Consider the following 26,924-nt stretch of genomic DNA (forward strand, 5'->3'; position numbering starts at 1 on the left):
CCGCGCGCGACCTCCGCGGCGGATCAGACCGGCCCGGTGAGCGCCCCGATGATCCGCAGGATGGCGCCCATGTCGTCCACGGCCGCGGCGGGGGAGGAGGGCGCGAACTCGGTGATGCCGGCACCCGCGAGCCCGAACGCGCGGCGCAGCGCCTTGATGGACTCCGTGACGGCCTGCACCTCGAGCCCGAACGGCTCCGGGTGGCCGACGCCCGACATCGTGCCCGGGTCGAGCACGTCGAGGTCGACGTGGACGTGGACGTGGGTCGCGCCGGTGGCCGCGACGGCGGCGACGAGCGCCTCCGGGGTGACCGCGTCGACGCCGAGGAGCGCGATGCCGCGGGATGCCACGAGGTCGGACTCGGCGTCGTCGAGCGCGCGCACCCCGGCGAGCACGACGCGGTCGGCGGTGACCGTGCCGACGGGCAGCTCGAGCCCGTCGACGCCCTCGCCGAGGACGGCGCGCAGCACCATGCCGTGGAAGGCGCCGGAGGGCGAGCTCTCGGGCGTGTGCAGGTCGGCGTGCGCGTCGAGCCAGACGACCGCGAGGCCGGGGTGCGCGCGGGCCGCGTGGTCGATGGACGCGAGCTCCACCCCGCAGTCGCCGCCGATGGTGACGAGCGGCCCGGGCGCGGCGGCGGACGCCGCCTGGAGCGCGGCCGCCTGCCGGGTGCGCACCGCGAGCAGCGACGCGTAGCGGTCGACCCCGGTGCCGAGCGACTCGCCCGCCTCGACGGGCACCTCGACGACGCGCGTGGCCGACGCGGGGAGGTCGCCGCGGATGGCCTCCGCCCCGTCCGCGAGCCTCATGGCGCGGGACGAGCCCGAGCCCTGCCATTGGGGGACGACGACGAAGGAGGCGGGCACACCTCAGTATCGCGTGCGGCGCCGGACATGGCGATGCCCGCCGTCGCGGTCGGGACCGGGGCGGCGGGCATCGTCGTGGGGAGGAGCGGAGGCGGCCCCTCGCTACATGTCGCGGTAGCGCTTCGCCTCGGCGAGCGCCGAACGGAGGCCGTCGGCGTCGAGCTTGGGGCCGTAGCCGGGGGTGTCGCGCTGGATGCGCCAGCCCTCCGCGAGCGGACCGGCGTCGACGGTGTCGTAGCCGAAGGAGTCGAGGATCGACGTGACGGTCGCCTTCGCCTCCGCGTCGTCGCCCGCGATCACGAGCGCGCGGCGGCCCGGCGTGCCCGCGGGGGTGCCGTCGGTCGTGAGGTCGGCGGCGTAGATGTGGTTGAACGCCTTGACGACCTTCGACTCGGGGAGGTGCCGCTGCAGCATCTCCGCGGTGGTCGTGGTCTCGTCGTCGAGCTCGGCGATGTGGCCGTCGCGCTCGGGGTAGTAGTTGTCGGTGTCGATGACGACCTTGCCCGCGAGCGGCGCGACGGGGACGCTGTCGATGTTCTTCAGCGGGATGGTGACGACGACGATCTCGCCGGCCTCGGCGACCTCCTGGACGGTGGCGGCGCGGGCGCGGTCGCCCAGCTCGTCGATCAGGTCGGTGAGGGTCTCCGGGCCGCGCGAGTTCGCGATGACGACGTCGTGGCCGGTGGAGGTGAACAGGCGGGCGAGCTGGCTGCCGATGAGTCCGGCGCCGATGATTCCGATGGTGGTCATGGGGAGGGGAACCGGATCCACGGGGGTCGCATTCCCCGCGGGACGACGACGGGACGACGACGGGCGCCGCCCCGGAGGACGGCGCCCGTGGATCCGGTCGGGGGCTACTCGCCCGAGGTGACCTGCTTCGGCGTGGATCCGCCGGACTTGAGCGCGGCGAGGCGCGCCTCGACCTCGGTCAGCTCGCCGAGGTCCTCGAGCTCCTCGAACTGCGCGTCGAGGCTGGAGGCCTGCAGCTCCTCGGCGCCGCGGACGCGGGCCTCCTCGCGGCGGATCTTCTGCTCGAAGCGGCTGACCTCGCTGGTGGGGTCCATGATGTCGATGCTCTTCATGGCGTCCTGCACCTGCGACTGCGCCTGCACCGTCTTCTGGCGGGCGTTCAGCTCGTCGCGCTTCGACGACAGCTGCTGGAGCTTGCCGCGCATGGTGTCGAGGCCCTGCTTGAGCTTCTCGACGACCTCGGTCTGCGACGCGATGGTGGGCTCGGCGCCCTTCGCCTCGCTCTCCGACTGCATCTGGCGCTGGAGCGCGACGCGGGCGAGCGCGTCGAACTTGTCGGCGTTGGGGGTGTTGCCGGAGTTCCGGTACTCGTCCGCCTTCTGGCTCGCGGCGAGGGCCTTGCGACCCCAGTCCTGCGCGGCCTGGACGTCCTCGCGGTGGTCGTCCTCGATCATGCGGAGGTTGCCGATGGTCTGCGCGACGGCGCTCTCGGCCTCGCGGATGCTCTCCGTGTAGTCGCGGACCATCTGGTCCAGCATGAGCTGCGGGTCCTCGGCCTGGTCGATGAGGTTGTTGATGTTGGCCTTCGCGAGCTGGGCGATGCGGCCGAGGATGGACTGCTTGGACATGGGTGCTGCTCCTTCTCGTCTGGTGCTTCGTCGGAATGGGTTGATCATGGGTCGCTCTCGTTCTCGTCGTCGTTCTGGTCGTGCGCGTGCCGGTGGTGCGTGTGCGGGTGGTACGCGTGCAGGTCGCGGCTAGAAGTCGCCGCCCCCGAAGCCGCCGCCTCCGCCGAAGTCGCCTCCGCCGAACCCGCCGCCGCCGCCTCCGCCGAAGCCTCCGCCGCTGAAGCCGCCTCCGCCGCCACCCCAGCCGCCGCCTCCGCCGCCGCTCAGGAGACCGCCGATGATGCCGCCCATGATGGCGCCGCCGAAGGCGTCGCCACCTCCGCCGCGGCCGCCCATCATGCCGCCGCCGTACCCGCCGTAGCCGCCGCCCTGGTCGAGGTCGCGCTGGGCGGCCTCGATGGCCTGCGCGGAGTAGGCGGTCGCGGCCTGCGCCGCCGCGACCGCGCGCACGGGATCCCGGGGAGCGGCCTCGTGCGCGTCGTCGAGCGCGCGCTGCGCGTGGGCGAGACGCGTGCGCGCCTCCTCGCCGACGCCGCCGCGGCGGGTGGAGATGAAGTCGCGGGCCGTCGCGACCTGGCTCTCGGCGGTCGACAGGGCGCGGGGCAGGTAGCCGATCGCGCGCTGGACCTGCTCCTGCTGCTCCCGCACGGGCGCGAGCGCCTCGTCGAGCCGGGCCTCGGCCTCCTGCAGCAGCGTGACGCTGGTGAGCGGATCCGCGAGACGGCCCTCGAGCGGCTTCGCGTCGGCGATCGCCTGCTCGGCCTCCTGCACGAGACGCGTCAGCTCGGGCATGCGCCCGCCGCGCTGGGCGGCGCGGGCGTCCTGGATGTCGCTGCGGACGTCGGCGATCTCCTCCTGCACGCGCGTGGACGCGTGCTCGAGGTCGGAGGACACGCGGTCGACCGCGTCGAGGAGCGTGCCGGCCTGGCCGACGGCCTGCTGGGCAGCGCGGACCTTCACGGCGATCCCGCCGGTCGACGTGCGGTCGCCCGCGCGGATCGCCTCAGCCGCCTCCTGCGCCGTGTCGGTCGCGAAGGTCAGGAGCGAGCGGGCCTGGTCGACGTTGCCGGTGACGGTCGTCATCGAGGGGCCGGCGTAGCGGCGACCCAGCAGGTCCACCGCCTCCTGCGTGCGCTCGATGCGGGTCTTCAGCGCCTCCGCGCCCGTGACGATCGCGGCGAGCGTCTGCGGCGCGTTCTTCTCCAGGGCGCGCAGCTCCTCGAACGACTCGGCCTGCGCGTCGAGCTCGGCGCGCGCCTCCTCGCACAGCTCGACGATGCGGGCGGCCCAGGTGCGGCGCTCCTCGTCGGTGTCCTCGATCGTGTCGTCGAGCTTCTGCTTGAGCGCGAACGCCTCGCGGACCTTGCCGCCCGCGGACGCCAGCACCTCCCTGTAGGGGCCGACCGCGCCGGATCCGAACTCCGCCTCCGCGAAGCCCACCTCCTGCTCGCTCGTCTCGAGCGCGTCGTCGAGCTGCACGAGCATGCTGCCGGCGCGCTGCTCGGCCGTCCGCATCTCCTCCAGCACCGCCTGCCGCTTCTGCGCGAGCGCCTTCCTCTTCTTGCGCCGGCCGACGAGGGTCGTGACCACGGCGGCCAGGAGGATCGCGCCGAGCACGTAGAGGAGGACGAGGCCGAAGTCGATGCCGGAGTCGTTCCCGGTCGAGGGGGTGGATCCGTTCCCGGTCTCGGCGACCGTGCCGGTCTGCGTCACGGACCGGAGCCCCTGCGCCGCGTCGATCGCCGCCCCGGACCAGTCGCCGTCGCTCAGGCGCGGCTCCACCACCTGGTCCGTGAGCTGGGTGCGCTGGGCCACGGAGACGCTGTCGGGGACGCCGAGGGTGAACTGGCGGCCGTCGACGGCCACCGCGAGGATCGCGTCGTTCGACCCGAACCCGTTCGCGTCCTTCGTGGCCTGGCCCCACGCCCCCTGGTTCGCGGCTCCCGTGAACGTGTCGACGTACGCCACGTGCAGGGTGACCCCGGTCTGCTCCTGCAGCTGGTCGATCGCCTGCTGGATCTGCTGCTCCTGCGCGGGCGTGACGGCGTCGACCTGGTCGAGGATCGAGGCACCGCCGAACTGCACCGGCTCCGTGGCCTGCGCCATCGAGGGCACCAGGGCCCCGGCCAGGCCGAGCGCGAGCGCGGCCCCCAGCAATCTCGCGGACCGCGGCATGCGACTCCTCCGTCGTCTCAAGGTCGTGCTCCATCCAGGCTAGTGGCGCGGGTGCGTGCGGGGGCCGGGGACATGGCGCCCATCCGGGTCACGCGAGGTCCGTCACGCTGCGGTCGCGGGGATCCCAGCGACGGAGTCCCGCGGCCGGGGCGTCGAGCGGGTCGATGCGGCCGAGCGCGGCGACCGCGGCACCCAGCTGCTCCGTCGTGAGGCGCAGGGCGAGCGAGACGTGCGGGGTCCAGCGCCCAGGACGCGTGTGCGGGATCACCTCGGGGGCGTCGTCGCCCGGCGCGGCGTCGACCGCGGCGTGGATCCGCGCGTGCAGCCCGAGCAGCGCCTCGTCCACCACGACCTGCCGCGCCAGCACGAGCCCGCGCGGCGGCACGCCGAAGACGACGAGGCCGCCGAGCCGGAGGGCCGGGAGCGGACCGGACGCGGCGACGTGGCGCAGGGCGTCGTCCGCGGATCCGCCGAGGCCCTCGGCCGCGAGCAGCGTCACGTGCGGTCGGTTCGTCTCCCCGGCGTGGTCGGCGAGGCTCGGGATGCCGGCGTCGGCGAGGGCGCGCCACGACGCCCGGACCGCGGCGTCGGACGCCCGGTCCAGCGTGAGCTCGACGCTGCCGGCGCTCAGCGGCGGGGCGGTGTCGCGGGCGGGACGGGGCCCTGGCCGCCGCGGCCGCCGTCGGGTCCGAGCTTGCGCAGCTGCTCGTCGGCGGCCTGGCGCGCCTTCTGGATCTTGTCGGCGTGCTTGCTCCCGGTGGCCTTGTCGGCGATTCCGGACACCTTGTCGATGGCGGTGCGGCCGACGTCCTGGCCCTTGGACGTGCGCAGGAAGCCGGTGGCGGCGGCGGCGATGCGGGACAGCTTCACGGGTGGTCTCCTCTTGAGGGGATCGGGTGGGCCGCCGTGCCCGGGCGGCGCGGCGGTCGTCCTGGATCCATCCTGGCGGGTCGCGCCTGTGGTGGAGCGGGGAGTCTCCTCGGGAGAGGGAATGCCGCGCCGGGCCGGGTGTCGGCGGGCGGCGCGGCGGGCGTCCCGGCCGGTGCTACCCTGGATCCGCGCTCGCGCGCACCCTGGCCCCCATAGCTCAGGGGATAGAGCACTGCCCTCCGGAGGCAGGGGCGGAGGTTCGAATCCTCCTGGGGGCACACCTTCCCATATCCCGTGTTGGTGCGGTGAGAGGCCGGTCCCGTGCTCGGGACCGGCCTCTCGTGCGTCCGGGACCCGCATCGTCGCCTCGACGCACTCGCTCTCACGCGGGAGCGGTGCGGAGGACGCGGGAACACACACGGCGGGGCCCGAGACGGGTCTCGGGCTCCCGCCGCGTGGTGCTGGGCCCAACTGGGGGAGCGGGCCTGGAGAAGACAGTAGCCAAGGACGCCGCCGGCGACCACGTCGGGCGGTACTGGGAAACTCCAGTGCCCCGGGACCAAACCGATCCGGCGGGGGTGTCGAAGGCGCGCCCTCGACGGGGATCGCGCCCGACCCGGGATGGCGCCGCCCATCGGCCTAGGCTCGGCGCATGGCAGACGACGACGACTCCACCTCCATCCGCGACCTCCTGAAGGGCGCGAAGCCGAAGCCCCACCCCTTCCCCGAGCTCGACGTCGAGCGGCTGCCCGACGACCCGATCGACCTCGTGATCGCGTGGATCCGCGACGCCGTGGCCCACGACGCCGCCGAGCCGAACGCGGTGGTCCTCGCGACCGCCGACGCCGACGGCCGCCCGAGCGCGCGCACGCTCCTCCTCAAGGACGTGACGCCCACGGTCGACGACGAGCCGGGCGCCCTCTGGTTCTCCTCCCTCGCCGACAGCCCCAAGGGCCGCGACCTCGAGGCGAACCCGCGGGCGGCGCTCGTCGCGTACTGGCGGGAGCGCGGCCGCCAGATCCGCGCGACCGGTCCCGTCTTCCACGGCGACCGCGAGGTGAGCGAGCGCGACTTCCTCGCCCGGCACCCGGCGTCGCGCGCCGAGGTCATCGCGGGCGACCAGAGCGAGCCGATGCCCGACCCGGAGGAGCGCGACGCCCGCGTGGCCCGGGCGCGCGAGGCCGTGGACGCGGATCCGGAGCTCGTCGCCGAGTCCTGGCGCGCGTACGTCCTCCAGCCGTCCGTCGTGGAGTTCTGGCAGGCCACCGAGGACCACGGGCAGCTGCGGATCATGTACCGCTCGGGTCCCGACGGGTCCTGGTCGCACGCGCTCGTCTGGCCCTGACGCCCGGGGCGCCTCCCTCTGTGTTGCGGAACATGACGGCGGGCGAGCGGTCTCCCGGCGCACCGCGCACACTGGATCCATGCCCGCTCCCTCCCGCCGCCTCGCCGTCGTGCAGGTGACCCGCTCCCGTCCCGAGGCCGTCGCGTACGACGCGCTCGTGCAGGGCCTCAACGCGCGCGTCGCGGAGGTCGCCGGGGACGTCGGCTGGATGGTGGAGAACATCGCCGCGGAGGACGTGGGCGTGGAGGCGCTGCTCGAGCGCACCCGCGACGCCGACGCGGTCGTCATCATGGGCGGCGAGGACGTGGCGCCCCGCTTCTACGACGGACCGGCCGAGTACGAGGGCCGCTCCCGGCACCGCGAGGTGGCGGACGCCGGCCAGATCGCGCTCGTCCGCCGAGCCGTCGCCGAGGGCACGCCGCTGCTCGGCATCTGCCGCGGCGCGCAGATCGTCAACGTCGCGCTCGGCGGCACCCTGCAGCAGCACATCGAGGGCGTGGGGGAGCACCGCAACGACGCGACCGAGATCACGGCCGTGATGCGGGACCACGACGTGCAGGTCGCGGCCGACAGCCGGCTCGCGCGCGTCCTCGGATCCACCGCGCTCGTCGTGCGCAGCGCCCACCACCAGGCGGTCGACCGGCCGGGCGCCGGCCTCCGGGTCGTCGCGGTCGCGCCGGACGGCGTGCCGGAGGCGGTCGAGCACGAGACCGCGCCCATCACCGGCGTGCAGTGGCACCCGGAGGACGCCGCCGCCGCGCGCGACCAGCTGCCGGCGCTCCTGCGGGCGCTCGCCGACGGGTGCGCGCTCCGCGAGCCCGCCGCCGCACGGAGCGCCGCCTGAGCCGGCGCCCCGCGCGCGGCGGCCGCCACGTCAGGGCATGACGTCGCCGCTGTTGGGTCCGAGCGTCTGGCCGACGAAGAGGTTGCCGTCGGGATCCGACGCCAGCAGCACCGCGGTCGGCGCCACCTCGTCCACCGTGCCGAAGCGGCCGAGGGGCAGCTCCCGGCGCTTGCGCTCCTTCCACTCCTCGGAGATCCCGTCGACGAGCGGCGTCTCGACGGGACCCGGGGCGATCACGTTGGCCAGCACGTTCGACGAGGACACCTCGAGGGCGAGCGACTTCACGAACGCGATCACGCCGGCCTTCGCCGCCGCGTAGTGCGCGAGGCCCACGCCGCCCTTCTGGCCCAGCTGCGAGGCGACGGCGATGATCCGGCCGTCGCGCCGGGCGAGCATGCCGGGCAGCACGGCGCGCGTGAGGAGGAAGACGCTGGTGAGGTCGACGTCGACGGTGCGCTGCCAGGTGGCGAGGTCCATCTCCGCGACCGGCGACTCGGTGAGGATCCCGTGCGAGGCCACCAGCACGTCGATCCGGCCGAGGAGCGCCTCCGCCTCGGCGACGGCGCGGGCCACGGCGGCCTCGTCCGTGACGTCGGCCGTGAGCGCGCCGACCGCGCCGACGTCGGTCGCGGCGTCGTGCACGGCCGGCGACACGTCGAGCAGCACGACCTCCGCGCCCGCGGCGACGAGGTGCCGGCCGATCGCGCGCCCGATGCCGCTCGCCGCGCCCGTGACGAGCGCCGTGCGCCCGCGCAGCCGGTCGCTGCGCGGCAGCTCGGCGCTCACTCCTGCATCCGGATCGTCAGGCCGCCGTCGACCGTGAGCGTCTGCCCGGTGACGTAGGCGGCGTCGTCGGAGGCGAGGAACGCGATGACGGACGCGACCTCGTCGGGGCGGCCGACGCGTCCGCACGGGATGCGGTCGCCCGCGCGCCGCAGCCCGTCCGGGCCGAGCGAGTTGACCGCGTCGAGCGACTGCGGCGTCTCGATGAGGCCGGGGATCACGGTGTTGGCGCGGATCCCGCGCGGGGCGAGCTCCACGGCGACGCTGCGCACGAGGCCGACGACCCCGGCCTTCGCGGTCGCGTAGTGCGCGTGCTCGCCCCAGCCGTAGACGCCGCCCGCGATGGACGACACCGCGACGATCGACCCGCCCGCGCCGAGGTGCGGTGCGGCGGCGCGGACGACGCGCAGCACCCCGCCGAGGTCGACGCCCAGCACCTCGTCCCACCGCTCGTCGGTCATGCCGTCGAGCGGGGCGCGGCGGAGGATGCCCGCGGCCGCGACGACGTGGTCGATCCGCCCGTACGCGTCGAGCGCTGCCCGCGCGAACGCGTCGACGGAGGCGGTGGAGGCCACGTCGAGGTCGACCGCGACGCCCTGGCCGCCGGCGCGCCGCACGGCCTCGAGGGTGGCGCCCGCGTCGTGCGGGTCGCCGGGGTAGCGGCCGACGACCACCCGGTCGCCGCGGGCCGCGAGCCGCACGGCGGTCGCGCGGCCGATGCCGGAGGCGCCGCCCGTGACGAGCGCGACGGGTGCCGTGCCGGTCACGCCGCCGCCTCCCGCGCCTCGCCCGTCGGCTTCGCGAGCAGCATCACGAGGGCCGAGGCGAGGATCCCGCCGGCGCCCACCCACAGCGCCGCCTGCCCGAACGACATCGCGCTCGCCGTGAGGCCCGTGAGCAGGAAGCCGCCGATGATCGCGCCGGGCTGGCTCATGGCGCCGATGAAGCTGGATCCCGTCGCCCGGCAGTCGCTGTCGAAGCAGCCCGCCTGGAAGAACAGGATCGCCGCGTACGGGCCGAGCAGGAAGAACAGCCCGACCATGTAGGCGCCCATCACGAACACCGGGTCGTCGGGCCCCAGCAGCATGGTCGCGAACGCGAGACCCGCCACGAGCCAGCCGCCGACGATGACGTTGCGGCGCCCGAGCCGGTCGCCCAGCCAGCCGTGCGCGAGGTAGCCGAGGACGCCCACGCAGTTCGACGCGATGATCAGCAGCAGCGCGTTGGACGCGTCGATGTGCTTGCCCGACTCGAGCACGGTGGTGCCGAGCACCGAGAAGGTCTGGATCCCGAACCAGTTGAGCAGCCATGCCACGCTCAGCACGATCGTGCTGCGCAGGTGCTTGCCCTGGAAGATGCGCGCGATGGGGGTCGAGCGCTGCACGTCGAGCCCCGTGGCACGGGCGAACGCGGTCGCCTCGTCGTGGAGCCCGGCGGCGCGCAGGCGGCGGATCCGCTGCTGCGCCACGAACTGCGGGCTCTCGCGCAGCGTGAGGCAGATCGCGGCGACCACGAGCGCCGGCACGGTCGCGAGGCCGAACGCGATGCGCCAGCTGCCGGGGCCGAACGCCGTCGTGATGAGGCCCACGAACGCCGCCGCCAGCAGCGCGCCGAGCGGCCACCCCGTCTGCACCATCGCGTAGACGAAGCCCTTGTTGCGGCGGATCCGCTCGTCCTCCGTCTGCTCGTAGATCTCGTTGAGGTACGTCGCGTTGATGGACTGCTCGGCGAGGCCCAGGCCGCTGATGCTGCGGATCCCGACGAGCGAGACCGCCCCGGCGCTGAGCGCGGTGGCCCCGGACGACAGCGCCGTCCCCGTGACGGAGACGACCATGCCGACGCGCCGCCCGAGCCGGTCGACCATGGGGCCGACGAGCAGCACGACGACCGCCGTGCCGACGCTCACGAGCGTGGAGACGAGGAGCGACTCGCTCGTGTCCCAGCCGAAGTCGCGCGAGATGTCGGGCAGCAGCGTGCCGAAGAGGATGAAGTCGTAGACGGCGATCGTCCACGCGAGGAAGGCGATGCCCGTGACCCGGCGGGTCTGGCGGACGCTCACCCTCTCGAGGCCGGCGGGCGGGGCGGCGGCGGCCGGGGCGCCCGCGGCGGCGCCGGGGCGGGAGGTGTCGGTGCTCATGGTGGTGGTCTCCTGCGGTCGGTCGGGTCGCGGATCAGGGGACGCGCGGGGTGCGCGGGGAGCGTCGCTGGAAGTCCTGGGCGATCTCGTCGAAGGTCGCCCAGCGGACGCCCTCGTGCGAGTTGATGTGCGCGATGAGCCGCTCGAGCATGAGGAGCACCTGCGGCCGGCCGGAGACGTCGGGGTGGATCGTGAACGTGAAGACGCCGTAGTCCTGCTCGCGGTACACCCAGTCGAACTGGTCGCGCCACATCTCCTCGAGGTGGCGCGGGTTCACGAAGCCATGGCTGTTCGGGCTGCCCTTGACGAACATCATGGGAGGGAGGTCGTCGAGGTACCACGACGCGGGGATCTCGACGAGGTCGGTCTCCTCGCCGCGCACGAGCGGGTGCATCCAGCTGGCCGCGTCCTTCGTGTAGTCCACGCCCTGCCATGTGTCGCCGACGCGCACGTAGTAGGGCTCGAAGTCCCGGTGCATGAGGGAGTGGTCGTAGCGGATCCCGCGCTCGATGAGGAGCTCGTTCGTCACGCGGGAGAACTCCCACCACGGCGCGACGTAGCCGGTCGGCCGCCGGCCGGCGCGCGACTCGATGAGCTCGATGGAGCGGTCGAGCACGTCCGCCTCCTGCTGGCGCGACATCTCGATGGGGTTCTCGTGGCTGTAGCCGTGCGCGCCGATCTCGTGGCCCGCGGCGACGACCTGGTCGAACTCGCGCGGGAAGGTCTCGATCGAGTGGCCCGGCCAGAACCACGTGGACGGGAGGTCGTGCTTGGCGAGCAGGGCGTTGAGGCGGGGCACGCCGACCTCGCCCGCGAAGAGGCCGCGGGAGATGTCGCCGGGGGAGTCCTGGCCGCCGTACGAGCCGAGCCAGCCGCTCACGGCATCGACGTCGATGCCGAACGCGATGATGATGTCCTTGGACATGGGGGTCCTTCCGTCGGGTGATGGGTCAGGTCGGCGGGGTGCCGACCGGGGTGGGGAGGGTGGTCGCGGGGTCGGCGGCGGCGGCCAGCAGCGCGCGCGCGTCGTCGACGGGATGGTGGTCGAGCAGGAGCGCCACGAGGACGCGGCCCTGCGCCACGGAGAGCCGTCCGAGCGGCACGGCGCCGGCGGCCACGGCGTCGACCCCGCCGCCGTCGCCGTAGATCGCGGCGACCGGGCCGTGGGCCACGCGCGTGCCGAGCGCCACGAGGATCCCGTCGCGCGACGCCTCCCGGATCGCGGTCACCAGCGCGCGGTTCGCGTTGCCGGCGCCCGTGCCGATCACGACGACGCCGGCGGCGCCCGCGGCGATCGCGGCGTGCAGCAGCGCCGCGTCGGATCCGGGGTGCGCGCTCACGAGGTCCACGCGCATCCGGTCGAAGCGCGGCGTGGGGAGGGGCAGGCGGGGGAGCGCGCGCGGTCGGCGCTCGATCCGCACCTCGTCGCCCGCCACCCGGCCGAGCGGGGCGCCGTCGCGCGGGGCGAAGGCGTCCGGGTCGAGCGTGCGCGCCTTGACGAGCCCGTCGGCCGCCAGCACGCGCGACGCGAACACGGCGAGCACGCCGGCCCCGCGCGCCTCCGCCGACGCGGCCACGACGATCGCGTCGCGCAGGTTGCCCGGCCCGTCGCCCGCCGGGTCGTCGGCCGAGCGCTGGGCGCCCGTGAGCACCACCGGCCGCGGGTCGTCGACGACCGCCTCGAGCAGGACGGCCGTCTCCTCGAGGGTGTCGGTGCCGTGCGTCACCACGATCCCGTCCACGTCGTCCCGCGCCAGCCCGGCGGCGACCGCCTCGGCGATCGCGCGGAGGTCGGCGTGCGTCAGCGCGAACGAGTTGACGCGGAGCAGGTCGCGCGTCTCGACGGTGACGTCGGCGGGCAGGTCGGGCACGGATCCGAGCAGGCGGTCGGCGGGATCCGCGGCGACCGCGGATCCGTCGGGGCGCGTGCGCGAGGAGATGGTCCCGCCGGTGGCGAGCACGAGGACGTGGGGCATGCGGACGATCCTCGGTCGCACAATCGATTGCGTCAATGGTTTGCGTCGAACGATCCCGTTGCCGTCCTGTTGCGCGGGTGTTTCGCCGGGGCCGGTGGCGCGCGGGGGACCGGTCACCTCCGGGCCCGTCGCGGACGCTGTGCCATGCTGATCCGGGTGAGGAGCCCCGAGTGACCCAGAAGCGCCGGCCCCCCACCACGCAGCGCATGATCGCCGAGCTCGCGGGCGTCAGCGTCACCACCGTCTCCCGCGTCCTCGCCTCCGGGGCGGACGAGCGCGGGCGCTGGGCGGGGCCCGAGACGGTGGCGGCCATCCTCGAGATCGCGGAGCGCAGCGGCTACCGGCGGAACCCCCACGCGGCGAGCCTCCGCACGTCCCGCTCCGACCTCGTCGGCGTGCTCGTGCCGAGGCTCCAGGACTTCGTGCTCGCCACGGTCTACGAGGGCATCGACGAGGCCGCCACCGAGCGCGACGTCTCGACGTTCGTGACCAACAGCCTCGACCGGCCGGAGCTCCAGCGCGCGCGCACCCGCAGCATGCTCGACCGCCGCGTCGACGGCATGATCTTCGGCGACGCGCACCTCGACGACCCGCTCCTCGACGAGCTCGCGGAGGAGGGCGTCCCCTTCGTGCTCGTCTCGCGCCGCCGCGGCGACCACGTCGCCATCACGTGCGACGACGTGGCCGGGGGGCGGCTCGCGGCCGAGCACCTCATCGCGCAGGGGCGCACCCGGCCCGCGGTGCTCTCGGGCATGGCGTATGCGTCCACCGCCGTCGACCGCACGCGCGGGTTCCTCGAGGCGTACGCGGAGGCGGGCTTGCCCGTGCCGCCCGAGCGCGTGATCCACCGGGGCTTCGACGCCGCGGCCGGCCGGGAGGCGACCGAGGCCGTGCTGCGCGACGGACCCGTGCCGGACGCGCTGTTCGCCACCAACGACTTCGCGGCCATCGGCGCGATGGGGGCGCTCCGCGACGCCGGCCTGTCCGTGCCCGACGACGTCGCGCTGGTCGGCTACAACGACACCCCGCTCGCGGCGTCGGGCTCCATCGCCCTCACGAGCGTGCGCTCCCCGGTCCACCGGATGGGGCGGCTCGCGCTGGAGTCGCTGCTCGCCATCGTCGACGGCCGCGGGGCCGAGTCCCGGCTGCTCGCGCCGGAGCTCGTCGCGCGCGCCTCGACCGGACCGCACCCGGGCTGACCGGCGCGCGGGGTCGCGGGGATCGCGCGCGGCGGATCCGATGCCACGATGGACGCATGCGCCGCGACGTCTCCTCCATGCTCGAGCTGCAGGTCGCCGGCGGGAGCGGGATGGCCTTCGCGGTCGCCGTCGCCCGCGGCGCCGACATCGCCTCCGAGCACCTCGCGTTCGCCCTCGACGGCGTGCCCGTCCCGGCGACCGAGGTGGTCGACCGGCACGACACCCGGCTGCACGTGCTCGACGTCGGCGCGGGCGTGCTCACCATGGAGTACCGGGCGACGGTCACGGGCCGCCGCGATCCCGCGCCCCTCGACGACGTCGACCTCTGGGTGTACCGCCGCCCGAGCCGCTACTGCGAGTCCGACACCCTCTTCCCGACGGCCCGCGGCGAGTTCCGCGGCCTGGAGGGCATGCCGCTCCTCGCCGCCGTGCGCGCGTTCGTGGCCGACTCACTGCGGTACGCGCCCGGATCCAGCCTCCCGACCGACGGCGCCGTCCGCACGCTGCTCGCGCGCCGCGGCGTCTGCCGCGACTACGCGCACCTCGTCATCGCGATGCTCCGCGCGCTCGACGTGCCCGCGCGCCTGGCCGCCGTCTACGCGCCGGGCCTCCGCCCGATGGACTTCCACGCGGTCGCCGAGGCGTGGGTCGACGGTGCGTGGCACGTCGTCGACGCCACCGGCCTCGCGCCCCGGCAGAGCCTGCTGCGGATCTCGACCGGTCGCGACGCGTCCGACACCGCGTTCCTCACCAACACGCGGAGCCTCGTGACCATCTCGCGCATGGAGGTGCTCGCCACGGTCGACGAGCTGCCCGTGGACGACGCGACCGCGCCCGTGCGCCTGGGCTGACGCACCGCTCGGCACCCGTGCGGCGGAGCGGTCGGCGGCGGCGCGGTGGGCGGATCAGCCGCCGACGGTCTTCAGCACCGCGTTGCCGAGGTCGGCGTGGTCGCCGGGCTCGTAGAACGCCGCGGAGCGCATGACGACCATGTGCTTCGACGAGTAGATGGTGGCGACGCCGGCCGCGTCCTGCAGCTCGAAGTACGCCTCGACGCCCGACGGGTAGCCGGCGATCGGGTCGGCCCGGAGGATGGCCGCGTCGCGCCGCGACTGCAGCTCCGCGGCGACGGGCTGGGCGACGTCGATCTCGACCTCCGTGCCGTCGGAGTCGCGGAAGGCGCAGGCGATGCCCTGCATGGAGAGCACGTCCTCGCGGGCGCCGTCGGTGGCGGTGTCCGCCGGGAGGGACTCGCTGGCGTAGCCCGGGCCGAACCGCGCGAGGTCGGGCAGCAGCTGGGCGCACGTGGTGCTCACGGGCGTGCCCTTCGGCGGCGCGGGGGTGGGGGACGAGCTCGGGCCCGTCGCGGATCCGCCGCCCGCCGCCTGCCCGCCCTCGGCGCTCGCCGTCGGGTCGGGCCTGGAGGGCTGGAGCGGCGCGGGGTTCGAGCAGCCCGCGAGGAGCAGGGCCACCGCGAGGCCGGCGCCGGCCGCGGCCGGGACGGTGCGCGCGAGGCGGGGACGTGCGGGCGCGGGGAGGCGGACGGGCATGGCGGTGCTCCTTCGGATCCGGGCGCGCCGCGGGGTGCGACGCTCGGCGCGCGGCGTCGTGCCACGTGCGGGGAGGCGGGATCGACACCCTACCGACCGCGGTCGATCCGCCGCTGGGACGCTCCCCGGGCGCTCGGCGTCGGCGGTCGGACGCCGGTGTCGACGAGGTCCGCGCGCGGGCGGGAGGGCGCCCGGCCGCCGGTAGGATCGATCCCCATGACGACCCCTGACCTGACCGGCGCCCTGTTCGAGATCGTGGCCCGGACGGCAGGACGACGACCGGGGGGCGACGCCCTCGTGCTCAGCCCCGACATGGTCGTGCTCGAGCGCCCGCGCAACCGCGACCACGGCGACTGGGCCACCAACATCGCCATGCGCATCGCGAAGCCGCTGGGGGAGAGCCCGCGCGCCGTCGCGGCCGACATCGCCGAGGCGCTCGGGGAGCTGCCGCAGGTCGCGAAGGTCGACGTCGCGGGTCCCGGCTTCATCAACATCACGCTCGAGGCGGCGGCCGCCGGCGCCCTCGCGCGCACCATCGTCGACGCCGGTCCCGCGTACGGCCGGGGCACGACGCTCGAGGGGATCCGCATCAACCTCGAGTTCGTCTCCGCGAACCCCACGGGCCCCATCCACCTGGGCGGCGTGCGCTGGGCGGCCGTCGGCGACAGCCTCGCGCGCATCCTCCAGGCCGAGGGCGCGGACGTCACGCGCGAGTACTACTTCAACGACCACGGATCCCAGATCGACCGCTTCGCCCGCAGCCTCCTCGCGAGCCACCTCGGCGAGGAGACGCCCGAGGACGGCTACGGCGGCGCCTACATCGGCGAGATCGCCGCCCGCGTGGTGGCCGAGCACGACGGCGACGTGGACGCCCTCCCGCGCGAGGAGCAGCAGGAGCTGTTCCGCCAGCGCGGCACCGAGCTGATGTTCGCGGAGATCAAGCAGAAGCTGCACGACTTCGGGGTCGACTTCGACGTGTTCTTCCACGAGGACTCGCTGCACGAGTCCGGCGCCGTCGACCGCGCCATCGCGCGCCTCACGGAGCTCGGCCACGTCTTCGAGGAGGACGGCGCCGTGTGGCTGCGCACCACCACGTTCGGCGACGACCGCGACCGCGTGGTGATCCGCTCGTCCGGCGAGCCCGCCTACATCTCGGGCGACCTCGGCTACTACCTCGACAAGCGCGAGCGCGGCTTCGAGCAGAACATCATCATGCTGGGCGCCGACCACCACGGCTACGTCGGCCGCATGATGGCCATGGTCGAGGCGTTCGGCGACACCCCGGGCGTCAACCTGCAGATCCTCATCGGCCAGATGGTCAACCTCCTGCGCGACGGCGAGCCCGTCAAGATGAGCAAGCGCAACGGCACCATCGTCACGCTCGACGACCTGGTGGACGCGGTGGGCGTCGACGCCGGCCGCTACGCGCTCGTGCGCTCCTCCGCCGACCAGAACCTCGACATCGACCTCGCGGTGCTCGGCAAGCGCACGAACGACAACCCCGTCTTCTACGTGCAGTACGCCCACGCGCGCACCTGCGCGGTGGACCGCAACGCGGCCGCGTCCGGCGTCGAGCGCACGGCCTTCGCGCCGGAGCTGCTCACGCACCCGACCGAGTCGGCGCTCCTCGGCCTCCTGCAGGAGTTCCCGCGCATCGTGGCCCAGGCCGCCGAGCTGCGCGAGCCCCACCGGGTCGCGCGCTACGTGGAGGAGCTCGCGGGGTCCTACCACCGCTGGTACGACAGCTGCCGGGTGGTGCCGCGAGGCGACGAGGAGGTCACCGACCTGCACCGCACGCGCCTGTGGCTGAACGACGCGGTCCGGCAGGTCGTGGCGAACGGACTCGACCTCGTGGGCGTCTCGGCCCCCGAGCGCATGTAGGGGAGCGGATCATGGCGGGGCGGTTCCAGGGCACCGAGGTCTTCGAGGCGCCCGAGCGGCGCGACCCGCGGGAGGCCCGCCGACGCCGCCGCGGCCCGCGCGGCGGCACCGCGTTCATCTGGCTCCTCGTGCTCGCCGTGATCGGCGTCGGGCTCGCGTTCGGGCTCCGGATCGTCGACCAGACCGTCCGAGGAGTCGCCGAGGACCAGGCCGAGAAGCAGATCGCCGACCAGCTGCCCGGGCAGGTCACCGGCCGCGTCGACGTCTCGATCGAGGGCGACTGGGTCATCCCGCAGCTCATCCGCGGCACGCTCGACCGGGTGGTGCTCGACGGGCAGAACCTCCAGGCCGACGGCACGCCGTTCCAGGCGCACATCGTCGCGACCGACGTGCCCACCGACCAGGAGCGCACCGTGGGGGACGTGGTCGCGACGGTCTCGATGGACCAGGATCCCGCGAGCGCCCTGCTCGCGAAGACGGCCGGCACGCCGCCCGACCTGCGCTTCGGCGACGGCACGCTCGGGTACTCCGGGTCCACGCGGATCCTCGGGCTCACGCTCGGCTACACCGTGGCCGCGGAGCCCGTGCTGCGCGACGCCTCGACCGTGGTCATCACGCCCGCCGAGGTGGAGCTGCAGGCGGGATCGCTCACGGTCGACCTCGCGCAGACCATCCAGGGGATCCGCGACATCACCTACCCCGTGTGCGTCGCGCAGTACCTCCCCGCGGGCGTCGCGGTGCAGGACGTGACCATCGCGGACGGCCGCGCGTCGATGACCGTCGCGTCGTCGTCGCTGGAGCTCACGCGCGACTCGCTCGGGGTCACCGGCAGCTGCGGCTGAGCCGCCCGGGGAGGCCGGTCGGACGGCCGTCACATGGGCCGGGGCCGCGTCGCCGCCTCGGTAGGATGCTGTCACCGCCCCCTCACGGCTTCAGGGACCACACCGGGTCCGCTCGCCATCCCGCACGTCCGCCCCGCGCCCGAAGAGGTGACTCGAGTGACCGCGAACCCGCTGGCCCCGTCCTGGCTGCAGCCGCCCGACGACGCGAACGCGCTGGATCCCCGGGTCTGGTCCCGCGGCACGTCCCGTGACGACGACGGCGCCCTCCGCATCGCCGGGGTCCGCGCTCCCGAGCTCGCGGCCCGCTTCGGCACCCCGCTCTACGTGGTCGACGAGGTCGACGTCCGCGGCCGCGCCGCCGAGACGCGCGCCGCGTTCGAGCGCGAGGCCGCCGCCGTCGGCACGGGCGCGCGCGTCTACTACGCGGGCAAGGCGTTCCTGAGCGTCGAGGTCGCGCGCTGGATGGTGGAGGAGGGCCTCCACATCGACGTCTGCTCCGGCGGGGAGCTGGCCGTCGCGCTCGCGGCGGGCGCGGATCCGGCCCGCCTCGGCTTCCACGGCAACAACAAGTCGGTCGCCGAGATCGACCGCGCGGTGGGCGCCGGCATCGGCCAGATCGTCATCGACAGCGCCGTCGAGGTGGAGCGCGTCGCCGCCGCGGCCGCCGCGCACGGCCGTGTGCAGCCCGTGCGCCTCCGCGTGAACAGCGGCGTGCACGCCCACACGCACGAGTACCTCGCGACCGCGCGCGAGGACCAGAAGTTCGGGATCACGCTCGCCGACGCGCCGGACCTCGTCGCCCGCATCCGCTCGCACGCGTCCCTCTCCTTCACGGGCCTGCACGCGCACATCGGCAGCCAGATCTTCGAGACCGACGCGTTCGTCGAGTCCGCCCGGCGCCTCCTCGACCTGCACGAGCGGCTCCTCGCGGACGGCGCCGTCCCCGAGCTCAACCTCGGCGGCGGCTTCGGCATCGCCTACACGTCGGTCGACCGGCCCGTGCCCGTGCCCGAGATCGCCCGGCGCCTCGCCCGCATCGTGGGCGACGAGTGCGCCCGGCGGGGGATCCCCGTGCCCGTCATCGCGGTCGAGCCGGGCCGCAGCATCGTCGGCCCCTCCACCGCCACGCTCTACACCGTGGGCACCGTCAAGGACGTGCTCGTCACGGTCGGCGGCGTCGACGGCGAGGTCGCCGAGGCCGAGTCCGCCACGGGCGACGTCGAGGACCCGCGCGTCGCCGCGGAGGCGGAGACGGCGGTCCGCCGCTACGTGAGCGTCGACGGCGGCATGAGCGACAACGCGCGGCCGGCCCTCTACGGCGCCGACTACTCCGTGCGGATCGCCTCGCGCGCCTCCACCGCGGATCCCGCCCTCGTCCGCGTCGCCGGCAAGCACTGCGAGAGCGGCGACCTCGTCGTCCTCGCCGACTACCTGCCGGGCGACGTGCGCCCCGACGACCTCGTCGCCGTCCCCGCGACCGGCGCCTACTGCTGGGCGCTCGCGAGCAACTACAACTGGATCGGCCGCCCGCCCGTCGTCGCCGTGCGCGACGGCGAGGCGCGCGTCATCGTCCGCGGAGAGACCGAGGCCGACCTGCTGGCGCGCGACCTGGGCACGCCCCTCGCCGCATCCCCCGACGTGAACGGAGCACGATGATCGAGTACCGGAACCTGCGCGTCGCCCTGCTGGGCTGCGGCTCGGTCGGCACCCAGGTGGCCCGCCTCATGCGGGAGCACGGCGACGAGCTGGCGCAGCGGGTCGGCGCGCGGCTGGAGCTCGTGGGCATCGCGGTGCGCGACGCGGACGCGCCGCGCGACCCGTCCGTGCCGCGCGAGCTGCTCACCACCGACGCGGAGTCGCTCATCCTCGGCGCCGACATCGTCATCGAGCTGATGGGCGGCATGGAGCCGGCGCGCACCCACATCCTCGCGGCCATCTCGTCCGGCGCCGACGTCGTCACGGCCAACAAGGCCCTGCTCGCGACCCACGGCCCGGAGCTGTTCGAGGCGGCCGAGCAGGTCGGCGCGCAGCTCTACTACGAGGCGGCGGTGGCGGGCGCGATCCCCATCATCCGGCCGCTGCGCGACAGCCTCGCGGGCGACCGGGTCGAGCGGATCCTCGGCATCGTCAACGGCACGACGAACTACATCCTCGACGAGATGGACACCCACGGGCTCGGCTTCGACGAGGCCCTCGCGACCGCCACCGAGCTCGGCTACGCGGAGGCGGATCCCACGGCCGACATCGAGGGCCACGACGCCGCGCAGAAGGCGGCCATCCTCGCGAGCCTCGCCTTCCACACGCGCGTGCCGGTCGAGGCCGTGCACCGCGAGGGCATCACCGGCCTGTCGTCGGCGCAGTTCGCGTCGGCCCGCAAGGCCGGCTACGTGATCAAGCTGCTCGCGATCTGCGAGCGCCTCGCGGATCCCGCCACCGGCCGCGACGGCGTCTCGGCCCGCGTCTACCCGGCGCTCGTGCCGCGCGACCACCCGCTCGCGGCGGTGCACGGCGCGAACAACGCCGTCTTCGTCGAGGCCGAGGCCGCGGGCGACCTCATGTTCTACGGCGCGGGCGCCGGGGGAGTGCAGACCGCGTCCGCCGTCCTCGGCGACGTCGTCTCGGCCGCGCGCCGGCACGTCGTGGGCGGACCCGGCGTCGCGGAGTCGACGCACGCCGACCTCGAGACGCTGCCCGTCGGCGCGATCACGACCCAGTACCAGATCACGCTGCGGGTGGCGGACGAGCCGGGCGTGCTGGCCCGCATCGCGCACCTGTTCAGCGAGCACGGCGTCTCCGTGGAGACGCTCGAGCAGACCACCCACCAGGCGCCCGTGGCGGGCGGGGCCGGCGCCCGGCCCACCGCTAGCCTGGTGATCGGCACGCACCGCGCCACCGACCAGGCCCTCCGGGCCACCGTCGACGCGGTGTCGAACCTCGACGCCGTGACGGCAGTCGCGAGCGTCCTCCGAGTAGAAGGAGCCTGATGGCCCACCAATGGCGCGGACTGCTCCGCGAATACGCCGACCGCCTCGACGTCACGGACGCCACGCCGATCATCACGCTCGGCGAGGGCGGCACGCCGCTCATCCCCGCGCCCGCGCTGTCCGCCCGCACGGGCGCGAAGGTCTGGGTCAAGTACGAGGGCATGAACCCGACGGGGTCCTTCAAGGACCGCGGCATGACCATGGCCATCTCGAAGGCCGTGGAGCACGGCGCGAAGGCCGTGATCTGCGCGTCGACCGGCAACACGTCCGCGTCCGCCGCGGCGTACGCGACGCACGCGGGCATCACCGCCGCGGTGCTCGTGCCCGAGGGCAAGATCGCGATGGGCAAGCTCAGCCAGGCCGTCGCCCACGACGCGCAGCTCCTCCAGGTCCGCGGCAACTTCGACGACTGCCTCGACATCGCGCGCGAGCTCAGCGCCAACTACCCGGTGCACCTCGTCAACTCCGTGAACAACGACCGCATCGAGGGCCAGAAGACGGGCGCCTTCGAGGTCGTCGAGGTGCTCGGCGACGCCCCGGACTTCCACCTCATCCCCGTCGGGAACGCCGGCAACTACACCGCCTACACGCGCGGCTACCGCGAGGACCTCGAGGCCGGCAACGCCACCAAGCTCCCGCGCATGTTCGGCTTCCAGGCCGCGGGCAGCGCGCCCATCGTCGACGGCGCCATCGTGAAGGACCCCGACACGATCGCCAGCGCGATCCGCATCGGCAACCCGGCCTCGTGGAAGCTCGCCCTCGAGGCGCAGCTGCTCACCGACGGCTGGTTCGGCGCGATCTCGGACGACAAGATCCTCGAGGCGCACCGCATCCTCTCCGCCGAGGTCGGCATCTTCGTCGAGCCGGCGTCGGCCATCAGCGTCGCCGGGCTGCTCGAGCGCGCCGAGGCCGGGCAGATCCTCAAGGGCGCGACGGTCGTCCTCACGGTCACGGGCCACGGCCTCAAGGATCCGCAGTGGGCGCTCCGCACCGCCGACGGCTCGGACGTCGCCCCCACGAGCGTGGGCGTCGACGTCGCCGAGATCGCGGGCGTGCTCGACCTGGTCGCGTCGTGACCGACGGCCCGATGCGGTCGGCGCTCGCGACGGGCCGTCGCGTGCAGGTGCGCGTGCCCGCGACGAGCGCCAACCTCGGCCCCGGCTTCGACACGCTCGGCCTCGCGCTCGCGCTGTACGACGACCTCACGGTCACGGTTCGCGACGCCCCGGGCGCGACCGTCGACGTCCGCGGCGTCGGCGCGGGCGAGGTGCCCACCGACGAGACCAACCTCGTCGTCACGGCCATCGCCCACACCTTCGCGGCCTTCGACCAGCCGATGCCCGGCCTCGACCTCGTGGCCGAGAACCGGATCCCGCACGGCCGCGGCCTCGGCTCCTCGGGTGCCGCCATCGTGTCCGGGATCATGGCGGCCCAGGGCCTCCTCGCCGGCACGGTCGAGATCGACGCCGACGCGCTCCTCCGCCTCGCCACCGAGATGGAGGGCCACCCCGACAACGTCGCGCCCGCGCTGTTCGGCGGCCTCACCATCGCGTGGGTCGACGGCCAGGGCCCGCAGCACAAGAAGCTCGCCGTGCACCGCGGCGTCTCGCCGCTCGTGCTCGTGCCGGTCGCGACCATGTCCACCGCGCTCGCCCGCAGCCTCCAGCCGGAGTCCGTCCCCCACGAGGACGCGATCTTCAACGTGTCGCGCTCGGCGCTGCTCATCGCGGCGCTCATCCAGAGCCCCGAGCTGCTGCTCGCGGCCACCGAGGACCGCCTGCACCAGGACTACCGCGCCGCCGCCATGCCCGAGACCAACGAGCTCGTGCACCTGCTGCGCGAGCGCGGCTTCGCGGCCGTGGTCTCCGGGGCGGGGCCGTCGCTGCTCGTCCTCGGCAGCGACCCGGGCCAGCGCCTCACGGCGGCCGAGCTCGTCGCCGAGCGCAGCGCCACCCCGTGGACCGCGCTCATGCTCGCCGTCGACGTGAAGGGCTGCACGGTCCAGGTCGTCGACGAGGGATCCGCGCCGGCCGCCTAGCCGGGACGCGCGGGTCGCGCACCCGGCGCGCCGTTCCCTGCACGGGCGGCACGCCGGGTGCTAGGCTCTGGTCGACCCCGGGGTCAACGGATCCACGCATGCGCGTCGGAGATCCGGTCCCGGTGGTCGTTCTCACCACTCATCCGCTGTCGTCTCTGCAAGATCCCGTGCCCCCGTGCCCGACAGCAGCTCCGGACGGAATCAGACCGCCCGCCGCTTTCGCAGAGACACACGCGATCGGCTCTCCTCCGCACGGGCTTCGCCCCGGCGGACAGGGGAAAGGACCCACGAACATGACCGATGTCGACACCCGCGCCTCTGACGCGGACCTGAGCACGCTCCGCGTCTCCCAGCTCCAGGCCATCGCCTCCGAGCTCGGGATCCCGGGCGGCTCCAAGCTCCGGAAGGGCGAGCTCGTGACCGCGATCTCCGAGATCCGGGCAGCCCGGGGGCTCTCCGCCTCCACCGAGGAGACGGCTCCCGCCTCCGATGCCCCCACCGAGGTCGCGGACGCCCCCGTCGAGGACGCCGCTCCCGTCGAGGCGCCCGCCGCCCCGGTCGCGGACGCCGCCCCCGTCGAGGCGCCCGCCGCCCCGGTCGCGGACGCCGACCCCGTCGAGGCGCCCGCCCCCGTCGAGGCGCCCGCCGCCGACGAGGCCCCGGCCGAGCAGCCCGCGCGCTCCGGCCGCGGATCGCGCCGCGCCACCACCCCGCGCATCGTGCCCGAGCGCATCGAGGAGCCCGTCGAGGCCCCCGCCGCGGTCGAGCCCGCCGGCACCGGACTCGAGGCCCGCATCGCGCAGGCCACCGGCGGCCGCGCCGCCTCCTCCCGCGCCCAGGCGCCCCGCGCCGACGAGGCCCGCACCGAGGCGCCCGCCGGACGCCGCGGATCGCGCCGCGCCACCAGCGCCGGGGTCGTGGATCCCGCCGCCGAGGCCCCGCGCCAGGCCGCGCAGCACGTGAACAGCGGCCAGACGGCCGACCAGCTGGTCCCCGCCGAGGCCGAGGCGCCCGCCGCCGACGCGTCGACCGAGGAGCAGGCCCCGCAGCAGCGCTCCGGCCGCGGCCGTCGCCGCGGCGGACGCGACGCCCAGGACGGCGCCGCGCAGGACGCGCCCGCCGAGACCGCCGCCGACGAGGCGCCCGCCGCGTCGGATGCGCAGTCCTCGGGCGACGACCGCGACCGCGACTCCGACGACCAGGGCGGCCGCGACGGCCGCGAGGGTCGCGAGGGCGGCCGCAACCGCAGCCGCAACCGCCGGAACCGCGACCGCGACCGCGGACGCGACCAGGACGACCAGCAGCAGGGCGGCCGCGACCAGGCCCCGCGCGAGCAGGACGCCGACGAGGAGGCGCAGGAGGAGGCCCGCACGGGCCGCCAGCGCCAGAACGGCCGCGGCCAGGGCGACCGCCAGCAGGACGTGCGCGCCGACCAGGCCCGCGCCGACCTCGGACGCGACGAGGAGCGCGGCGGACGCAGCCGCTACCGCGACCGCAAGCGCGGCCGCGGCCAGGGCGGCGACGACTTCGAGCCCGAGGTCACCGAGGACGACGTCCTCCTGCCCGTCGCCGGCATCCTCGACGTGCTGGACAACTACGCGTTCGTCCGCACGAGCGGCTACCTGCCCGGCACGAACGACGTCTACGTCTCGCTCGGCCAGGTCAAGAAGCACTCGCTGCGCAAGGGCGACGCCATCGTCGGCGCCATCCGCCAGCCGCGCGAGAACGACAGCCAGAGCCGCCAGAAGTACAACGCGATCGTGAAGATCGACTCGGTCAACGGCCTGCCGCCCGAGGAGGCCGCGAACCGCGTCGAGTTCGGCAAGCTGACGCCGCTCTACCCGCAGGACCGCCTGAGCCTCGAGACCGAGCCCAACAAGCTGACCACGCGGATCATCGACCTCGTGTCGCCGATCGGCAAGGGCCAGCGCGGCCTCATCGTCTCGCCGCCCAAGGCCGGCAAGACGCTCGTGCTCCAGGCCATCGCGAACGCCATCGCCACCAACAACCCCGAGGTCCACCTCATGGTCGTGCTGGTCGACGAGCGTCCCGAGGAGGTCACCGACATGCAGCGCACGGTGAAGGGCGAGGTCATCGCCTCCACCTTCGACCGTCCCGCCGAGGACCACACCACGGTCGCCGAGCTCGCCATCGAGCGCGCGAAGCGCCTCGTGGAGCTCGGCCACGACGTGGTCGTGCTGCTCGACTCGATCACCCGCCTCGGCCGCGCGTACAACCTCGCGGCCCCCGCATCGGGCCGGATCCTCTCGGGCGGCGTCGACTCGTCGGCGCTCTACCCGCCGAAGCGCTTCTTCGGCGCGGCGCGCAACATCGAGCACGGCGGGTCGCTCACGATCCTCGCCACGGCGCTCGTGGAGACCGGATCCAAGATGGACGAGGTCATCTTCGAGGAGTTCAAGGGCACCGGCAACATGGAGCTCCGCCTCTCGCGCGCCCTCGCCGACAAGCGGATCTTCCCGGCCGTCGACGTCAACGCCTCCGGCACGCGCCGCGAGGAGATGCTCATGGGCGCCGACGAGGTCAAGGTCACGTGGAAGCTGCGCCGCGCCCTCGCCGGGCTCGAGCAGCAGCAGGCCCTCGAGATCGTCCTCAGCCGCCTGAAGGAGACGACGTCCAACGTCGAGTTCCTCATGAAGGTCCAGGCCTCCATGCCCAACACCGCGAACGGCCAGTCCCACCAGAGCCACGGGCACGGCGCGCACGAGAAGGGCTGACGCGTGTTCGAGTCCGTCGTCCAGCTGCTGGAGGAGCACGAGGAGCTCCAGCAGCAGCTGGGCGACCCCGAGCTGCACGCGGACGCGTCGCGCTCGCGCAAGGTCAACCGGCGCTACGCCGAGCTGAGCCGGATCGTCGCCGCGCACGCGGAGTGGACCCAGCTCACCGACGATCTCGCCGCGGCCCGCGAGCTGGCCGAGGAGGACCCGGCGTTCGCCGACGAGATCCCCGGCCTCGAGGCGTCGCTCGACGAGGCGCAGGAGAAGCTCAGGCGGCTCCTGATCCCGCGCGACCCCGACGACGCCCGCGACGTCATCATGGAGATCAAGATGGGGGAGGGCGGCGCCGAGAGCGCGCTGTTCGCCGCCGACCTGCTCCGGATGTACCTCCACTACGCGGAGTCCCGCCGCTGGAAGACCGAGGTCCTCAGCCAGACGCAGAGCGACCTCGGCGGCTACAAGGACGTGCAGGTCGCCATCAAGGGCACATCCGACGACCCCGCGCTCGGCGTGTGGGCGCACCTCAAGTACGAGGGGGGCGTGCACCGCGTGCAGCGCGTGCCGGCCACCGAGTCGCAGGGCCGCATCCACACGTCCGCCGCGGGCGTGCTCGTGATCCCCGAGGTGGAGGAGGTCGAGGAGGTCGCCATCGACCCCAACGACCTCAAGATCGACGTGTACCGCTCGTCCGGCCCCGGCGGCCAGTCGGTGAACACGACCGACTCCGCCGTCCGCATCACCCACCTGCCCACGGGCATCGTGGTCGCGATGCAGAACGAGAAGAGCCAGCTGCAGAACCGCGAGGCCGGCATGCGCGTGCTCCGCGCGCGCGTGCTCGCCAAGCAGCAGGAGGAGATCGACGCGGAGGCCTCGGCCGTGCGCCGCAGCCAGATCCGCACGATGGACCGGTCCGAGCGCATCCGCACGTACAACTTCCCGGAGAACCGCATCGCGGACCACCGCACGGGGTACAAGGCGTACAACCTCGACGCCGTGATGGACGGCGCCCTCGACCCGGTCGTGGAGTCCTGCATCCTGGCCGACGAGGAGGCGCGGCTCGACGCGCTCGGGGGCGACGCGTGACGCGTCGTCCCGTCCCGC

Annotated in this window: 24 protein-coding genes and 1 tRNA gene; 13 read left to right on the forward strand and 12 right to left on the reverse strand. The window is 74.4% G+C overall.

The window, feature by feature from the left end:
- Positions 1-23: 23 nt before the first annotated feature.
- The 6 genes from AES38_RS05245 to AES38_RS05270 form a co-directional block, all read right to left on the reverse strand.
- On the reverse strand, positions 24-866 hold the full coding sequence (locus AES38_RS05245; RefSeq protein ID WP_053774083.1) for an arginase family protein: 843 nt from the start codon (positions 864-866) through the stop codon (positions 24-26).
- A 102-nt stretch (positions 867-968) separates the two neighbouring features.
- Positions 969-1,616, reverse strand: a complete 648-nt coding sequence (locus tag AES38_RS05250; protein WP_053774084.1) for an NADPH-dependent F420 reductase — start codon at positions 1,614-1,616, stop codon at positions 969-971.
- A 104-nt stretch (positions 1,617-1,720) separates the two neighbouring features.
- A complete protein-coding gene (locus tag AES38_RS05255; protein WP_053774085.1) occupies positions 1,721-2,464 on the reverse strand; it encodes a PspA/IM30 family protein in 744 nt (247 codons plus the stop codon).
- A 129-nt stretch (positions 2,465-2,593) separates the two neighbouring features.
- The gene (locus AES38_RS05260) at positions 2,594-4,639 is read right to left on the reverse strand and encodes a TPM domain-containing protein (RefSeq protein WP_053774086.1); all 2,046 of its coding nucleotides are present in this window, start codon (positions 4,637-4,639) and stop codon (positions 2,594-2,596) included.
- An 88-nt stretch (positions 4,640-4,727) separates the two neighbouring features.
- Entirely contained in the window at positions 4,728-5,270 is a 543-nt protein-coding gene (locus tag AES38_RS05265; RefSeq protein ID WP_072174616.1) for a 2'-5' RNA ligase family protein, read from the reverse strand.
- Positions 5,267-5,509: an antitoxin gene (locus tag AES38_RS05270; protein ID WP_053774088.1), complete on the reverse strand. Its 243-nt coding sequence runs from the start codon at positions 5,507-5,509 to the stop codon at positions 5,267-5,269. The genes AES38_RS05265 and AES38_RS05270 overlap by 4 nt, the downstream gene beginning before the upstream one ends.
- Positions 5,510-5,715: 206 nt before the next feature.
- Between AES38_RS05270 and AES38_RS05275 the strand changes: the two genes are divergently transcribed.
- From AES38_RS05275 to AES38_RS05285, 3 genes are all read left to right on the forward strand, one after another.
- Positions 5,716-5,787 (forward strand) — tRNA-Arg (locus AES38_RS05275).
- A 374-nt stretch (positions 5,788-6,161) separates the two neighbouring features.
- Positions 6,162-6,854 (forward strand): pyridoxine/pyridoxamine 5'-phosphate oxidase, encoded by a 693-nt coding sequence (locus AES38_RS05280; protein WP_053774089.1) that lies wholly within the window; start codon positions 6,162-6,164, stop codon positions 6,852-6,854.
- A 79-nt stretch (positions 6,855-6,933) separates the two neighbouring features.
- Positions 6,934-7,698: a gamma-glutamyl-gamma-aminobutyrate hydrolase family protein gene (locus tag AES38_RS05285; protein WP_053774090.1), complete on the forward strand. Its 765-nt coding sequence runs from the start codon at positions 6,934-6,936 to the stop codon at positions 7,696-7,698.
- Between the two features lie 30 nt (positions 7,699-7,728).
- Here the strand turns inward: AES38_RS05285 and AES38_RS05290 are convergent, their stop codons facing one another.
- From AES38_RS05290 to AES38_RS05310, 5 genes are read right to left on the reverse strand one after another with little or no spacing between them, the layout of a single operon-like run.
- The gene (locus tag AES38_RS05290; protein ID WP_053774091.1) at positions 7,729-8,484 is read right to left on the reverse strand and encodes an SDR family NAD(P)-dependent oxidoreductase; all 756 of its coding nucleotides are present in this window, start codon (positions 8,482-8,484) and stop codon (positions 7,729-7,731) included.
- Positions 8,481-9,248 (reverse strand): SDR family NAD(P)-dependent oxidoreductase, encoded by a 768-nt coding sequence (locus AES38_RS05295; protein ID WP_053774092.1) that lies wholly within the window; start codon positions 9,246-9,248, stop codon positions 8,481-8,483. Before AES38_RS05295 ends, AES38_RS05290 begins: the two co-directional genes overlap by 4 nt.
- On the reverse strand, positions 9,245-10,618 hold the full coding sequence (locus tag AES38_RS05300; RefSeq protein ID WP_053774093.1) for an MFS transporter: 1,374 nt from the start codon (positions 10,616-10,618) through the stop codon (positions 9,245-9,247). The genes AES38_RS05295 and AES38_RS05300 overlap by 4 nt, the downstream gene beginning before the upstream one ends.
- A gap of 34 nt (positions 10,619-10,652) precedes the next feature.
- Positions 10,653-11,543: a polysaccharide deacetylase family protein gene (locus AES38_RS05305; RefSeq protein ID WP_053774094.1), complete on the reverse strand. Its 891-nt coding sequence runs from the start codon at positions 11,541-11,543 to the stop codon at positions 10,653-10,655.
- A 25-nt stretch (positions 11,544-11,568) separates the two neighbouring features.
- Positions 11,569-12,594: an asparaginase gene (locus tag AES38_RS05310; protein WP_053774095.1), complete on the reverse strand. Its 1,026-nt coding sequence runs from the start codon at positions 12,592-12,594 to the stop codon at positions 11,569-11,571.
- A gap of 170 nt (positions 12,595-12,764) precedes the next feature.
- Between AES38_RS05310 and AES38_RS05315 the strand changes: the two genes are divergently transcribed.
- Entirely contained in the window at positions 12,765-13,793 is a 1,029-nt protein-coding gene (locus tag AES38_RS05315; protein ID WP_174775886.1) for a LacI family DNA-binding transcriptional regulator, read from the forward strand.
- A 56-nt stretch (positions 13,794-13,849) separates the two neighbouring features.
- Complete coding sequence (locus AES38_RS05320) at positions 13,850-14,644, forward strand: transglutaminase-like domain-containing protein (protein WP_053774096.1); 795 nt, start codon at positions 13,850-13,852, stop codon at positions 14,642-14,644.
- Positions 14,645-14,698: 54 nt separating this feature from the next.
- Here the strand turns inward: AES38_RS05320 and AES38_RS05325 are convergent, their stop codons facing one another.
- Positions 14,699-15,343 carry a hypothetical protein gene (locus tag AES38_RS05325; RefSeq protein ID WP_053774097.1) on the reverse strand — a complete coding sequence of 215 codons (645 nt, stop codon included), beginning with the start codon at positions 15,341-15,343 and terminating at the stop codon, positions 14,699-14,701.
- A 216-nt stretch (positions 15,344-15,559) separates the two neighbouring features.
- Here AES38_RS05325 and argS point away from each other — a divergent pair, with 216 nt between their 5' ends.
- The 8 genes from argS (at position 15,560) to prfA (ending at position 26,906) form a co-directional block, all read left to right on the forward strand.
- A complete protein-coding gene (argS, locus tag AES38_RS05330; protein ID WP_053774098.1) occupies positions 15,560-17,224 on the forward strand; it encodes an arginine--tRNA ligase in 1,665 nt (554 codons plus the stop codon).
- Between the two features lie 11 nt (positions 17,225-17,235).
- Positions 17,236-18,066 carry an LmeA family phospholipid-binding protein gene (locus AES38_RS05335; protein WP_053774099.1) on the forward strand — a complete coding sequence of 277 codons (831 nt, stop codon included), beginning with the start codon at positions 17,236-17,238 and terminating at the stop codon, positions 18,064-18,066.
- Between the two features lie 156 nt (positions 18,067-18,222).
- Complete coding sequence (locus tag AES38_RS05340) at positions 18,223-19,722, forward strand: diaminopimelate decarboxylase family protein (protein WP_053774100.1); 1,500 nt, start codon at positions 18,223-18,225, stop codon at positions 19,720-19,722.
- Positions 19,719-21,050, forward strand: a complete 1,332-nt coding sequence (locus tag AES38_RS05345) for a homoserine dehydrogenase (RefSeq protein ID WP_053774101.1) — start codon at positions 19,719-19,721, stop codon at positions 21,048-21,050. Before AES38_RS05340 ends, AES38_RS05345 begins: the two co-directional genes overlap by 4 nt.
- The gene (thrC, locus tag AES38_RS05350) at positions 21,050-22,126 is read left to right on the forward strand and encodes a threonine synthase (protein ID WP_053774102.1); all 1,077 of its coding nucleotides are present in this window, start codon (positions 21,050-21,052) and stop codon (positions 22,124-22,126) included. Before AES38_RS05345 ends, thrC begins: the two co-directional genes overlap by 1 nt.
- An 11-nt stretch (positions 22,127-22,137) precedes the next feature.
- A complete protein-coding gene (thrB, locus tag AES38_RS05355) occupies positions 22,138-23,088 on the forward strand; it encodes a homoserine kinase (protein ID WP_053775678.1) in 951 nt (316 codons plus the stop codon).
- Positions 23,089-23,381: 293 nt separating this feature from the next.
- Positions 23,382-25,823, forward strand: coding sequence for a transcription termination factor Rho (gene rho, locus AES38_RS05360; RefSeq protein WP_053774103.1), 2,442 nt, complete (start codon positions 23,382-23,384; stop codon positions 25,821-25,823).
- A gap of 3 nt (positions 25,824-25,826) precedes the next feature.
- The gene (prfA, locus tag AES38_RS05365; RefSeq protein ID WP_053774104.1) at positions 25,827-26,906 is read left to right on the forward strand and encodes a peptide chain release factor 1; all 1,080 of its coding nucleotides are present in this window, start codon (positions 25,827-25,829) and stop codon (positions 26,904-26,906) included.
- Positions 26,907-26,924: the final 18 nt, after the last annotated feature.

Origin of the sequence: Clavibacter capsici (assembly GCF_001280205.1) — a bacterium.
In the GTDB taxonomy this organism is placed as follows: Bacteria; Actinomycetota; Actinomycetes; order Actinomycetales; family Microbacteriaceae; genus Clavibacter; species Clavibacter capsici.

What these genes read in the sequence shown, in the direction of transcription:
- AES38_RS05285 (WP_053774090.1), top strand. Translation starts at nt 6,934, where the DNA reads ATGCCCGCTCCCTCCCGCCGCCTCGCCGTCGTGCAGGTGACCCGCTCC.
- AES38_RS05260 (WP_053774086.1), bottom strand. Translation starts at nt 4,639, where the DNA reads ATGCCGCGGTCCGCGAGATTGCTGGGGGCCGCGCTCGCGCTCGGCCTG.
- AES38_RS05320 (WP_053774096.1), top strand. Translation starts at nt 13,850, where the DNA reads ATGCGCCGCGACGTCTCCTCCATGCTCGAGCTGCAGGTCGCCGGCGGG.
- AES38_RS05250 (WP_053774084.1), bottom strand. Translation starts at nt 1,616, where the DNA reads ATGACCACCATCGGAATCATCGGCGCCGGACTCATCGGCAGCCAGCTC.
- AES38_RS05300 (WP_053774093.1), bottom strand. Translation starts at nt 10,618, where the DNA reads ATGAGCACCGACACCTCCCGCCCCGGCGCCGCCGCGGGCGCCCCGGCC.
- AES38_RS05335 (WP_053774099.1), top strand. Translation starts at nt 17,236, where the DNA reads ATGGCGGGGCGGTTCCAGGGCACCGAGGTCTTCGAGGCGCCCGAGCGG.
- AES38_RS05325 (WP_053774097.1), bottom strand. Translation starts at nt 15,343, where the DNA reads ATGCCCGTCCGCCTCCCCGCGCCCGCACGTCCCCGCCTCGCGCGCACC.
- AES38_RS05305 (WP_053774094.1), bottom strand. Translation starts at nt 11,543, where the DNA reads ATGTCCAAGGACATCATCATCGCGTTCGGCATCGACGTCGATGCCGTG.
- AES38_RS05280 (WP_053774089.1), top strand. Translation starts at nt 6,162, where the DNA reads ATGGCAGACGACGACGACTCCACCTCCATCCGCGACCTCCTGAAGGGC.
- AES38_RS05310 (WP_053774095.1), bottom strand. Translation starts at nt 12,594, where the DNA reads ATGCCCCACGTCCTCGTGCTCGCCACCGGCGGGACCATCTCCTCGCGC.
- AES38_RS05255 (WP_053774085.1), bottom strand. Translation starts at nt 2,464, where the DNA reads ATGTCCAAGCAGTCCATCCTCGGCCGCATCGCCCAGCTCGCGAAGGCC.
- argS (WP_053774098.1), top strand. Translation starts at nt 15,560, where the DNA reads ATGACGACCCCTGACCTGACCGGCGCCCTGTTCGAGATCGTGGCCCGG.
- rho (WP_053774103.1), top strand. Translation starts at nt 23,382, where the DNA reads ATGACCGATGTCGACACCCGCGCCTCTGACGCGGACCTGAGCACGCTC.
- AES38_RS05345 (WP_053774101.1), top strand. Translation starts at nt 19,719, where the DNA reads ATGATCGAGTACCGGAACCTGCGCGTCGCCCTGCTGGGCTGCGGCTCG.
- thrC (WP_053774102.1), top strand. Translation starts at nt 21,050, where the DNA reads ATGGCCCACCAATGGCGCGGACTGCTCCGCGAATACGCCGACCGCCTC.
- thrB (WP_053775678.1), top strand. Translation starts at nt 22,138, where the DNA reads ATGCGGTCGGCGCTCGCGACGGGCCGTCGCGTGCAGGTGCGCGTGCCC.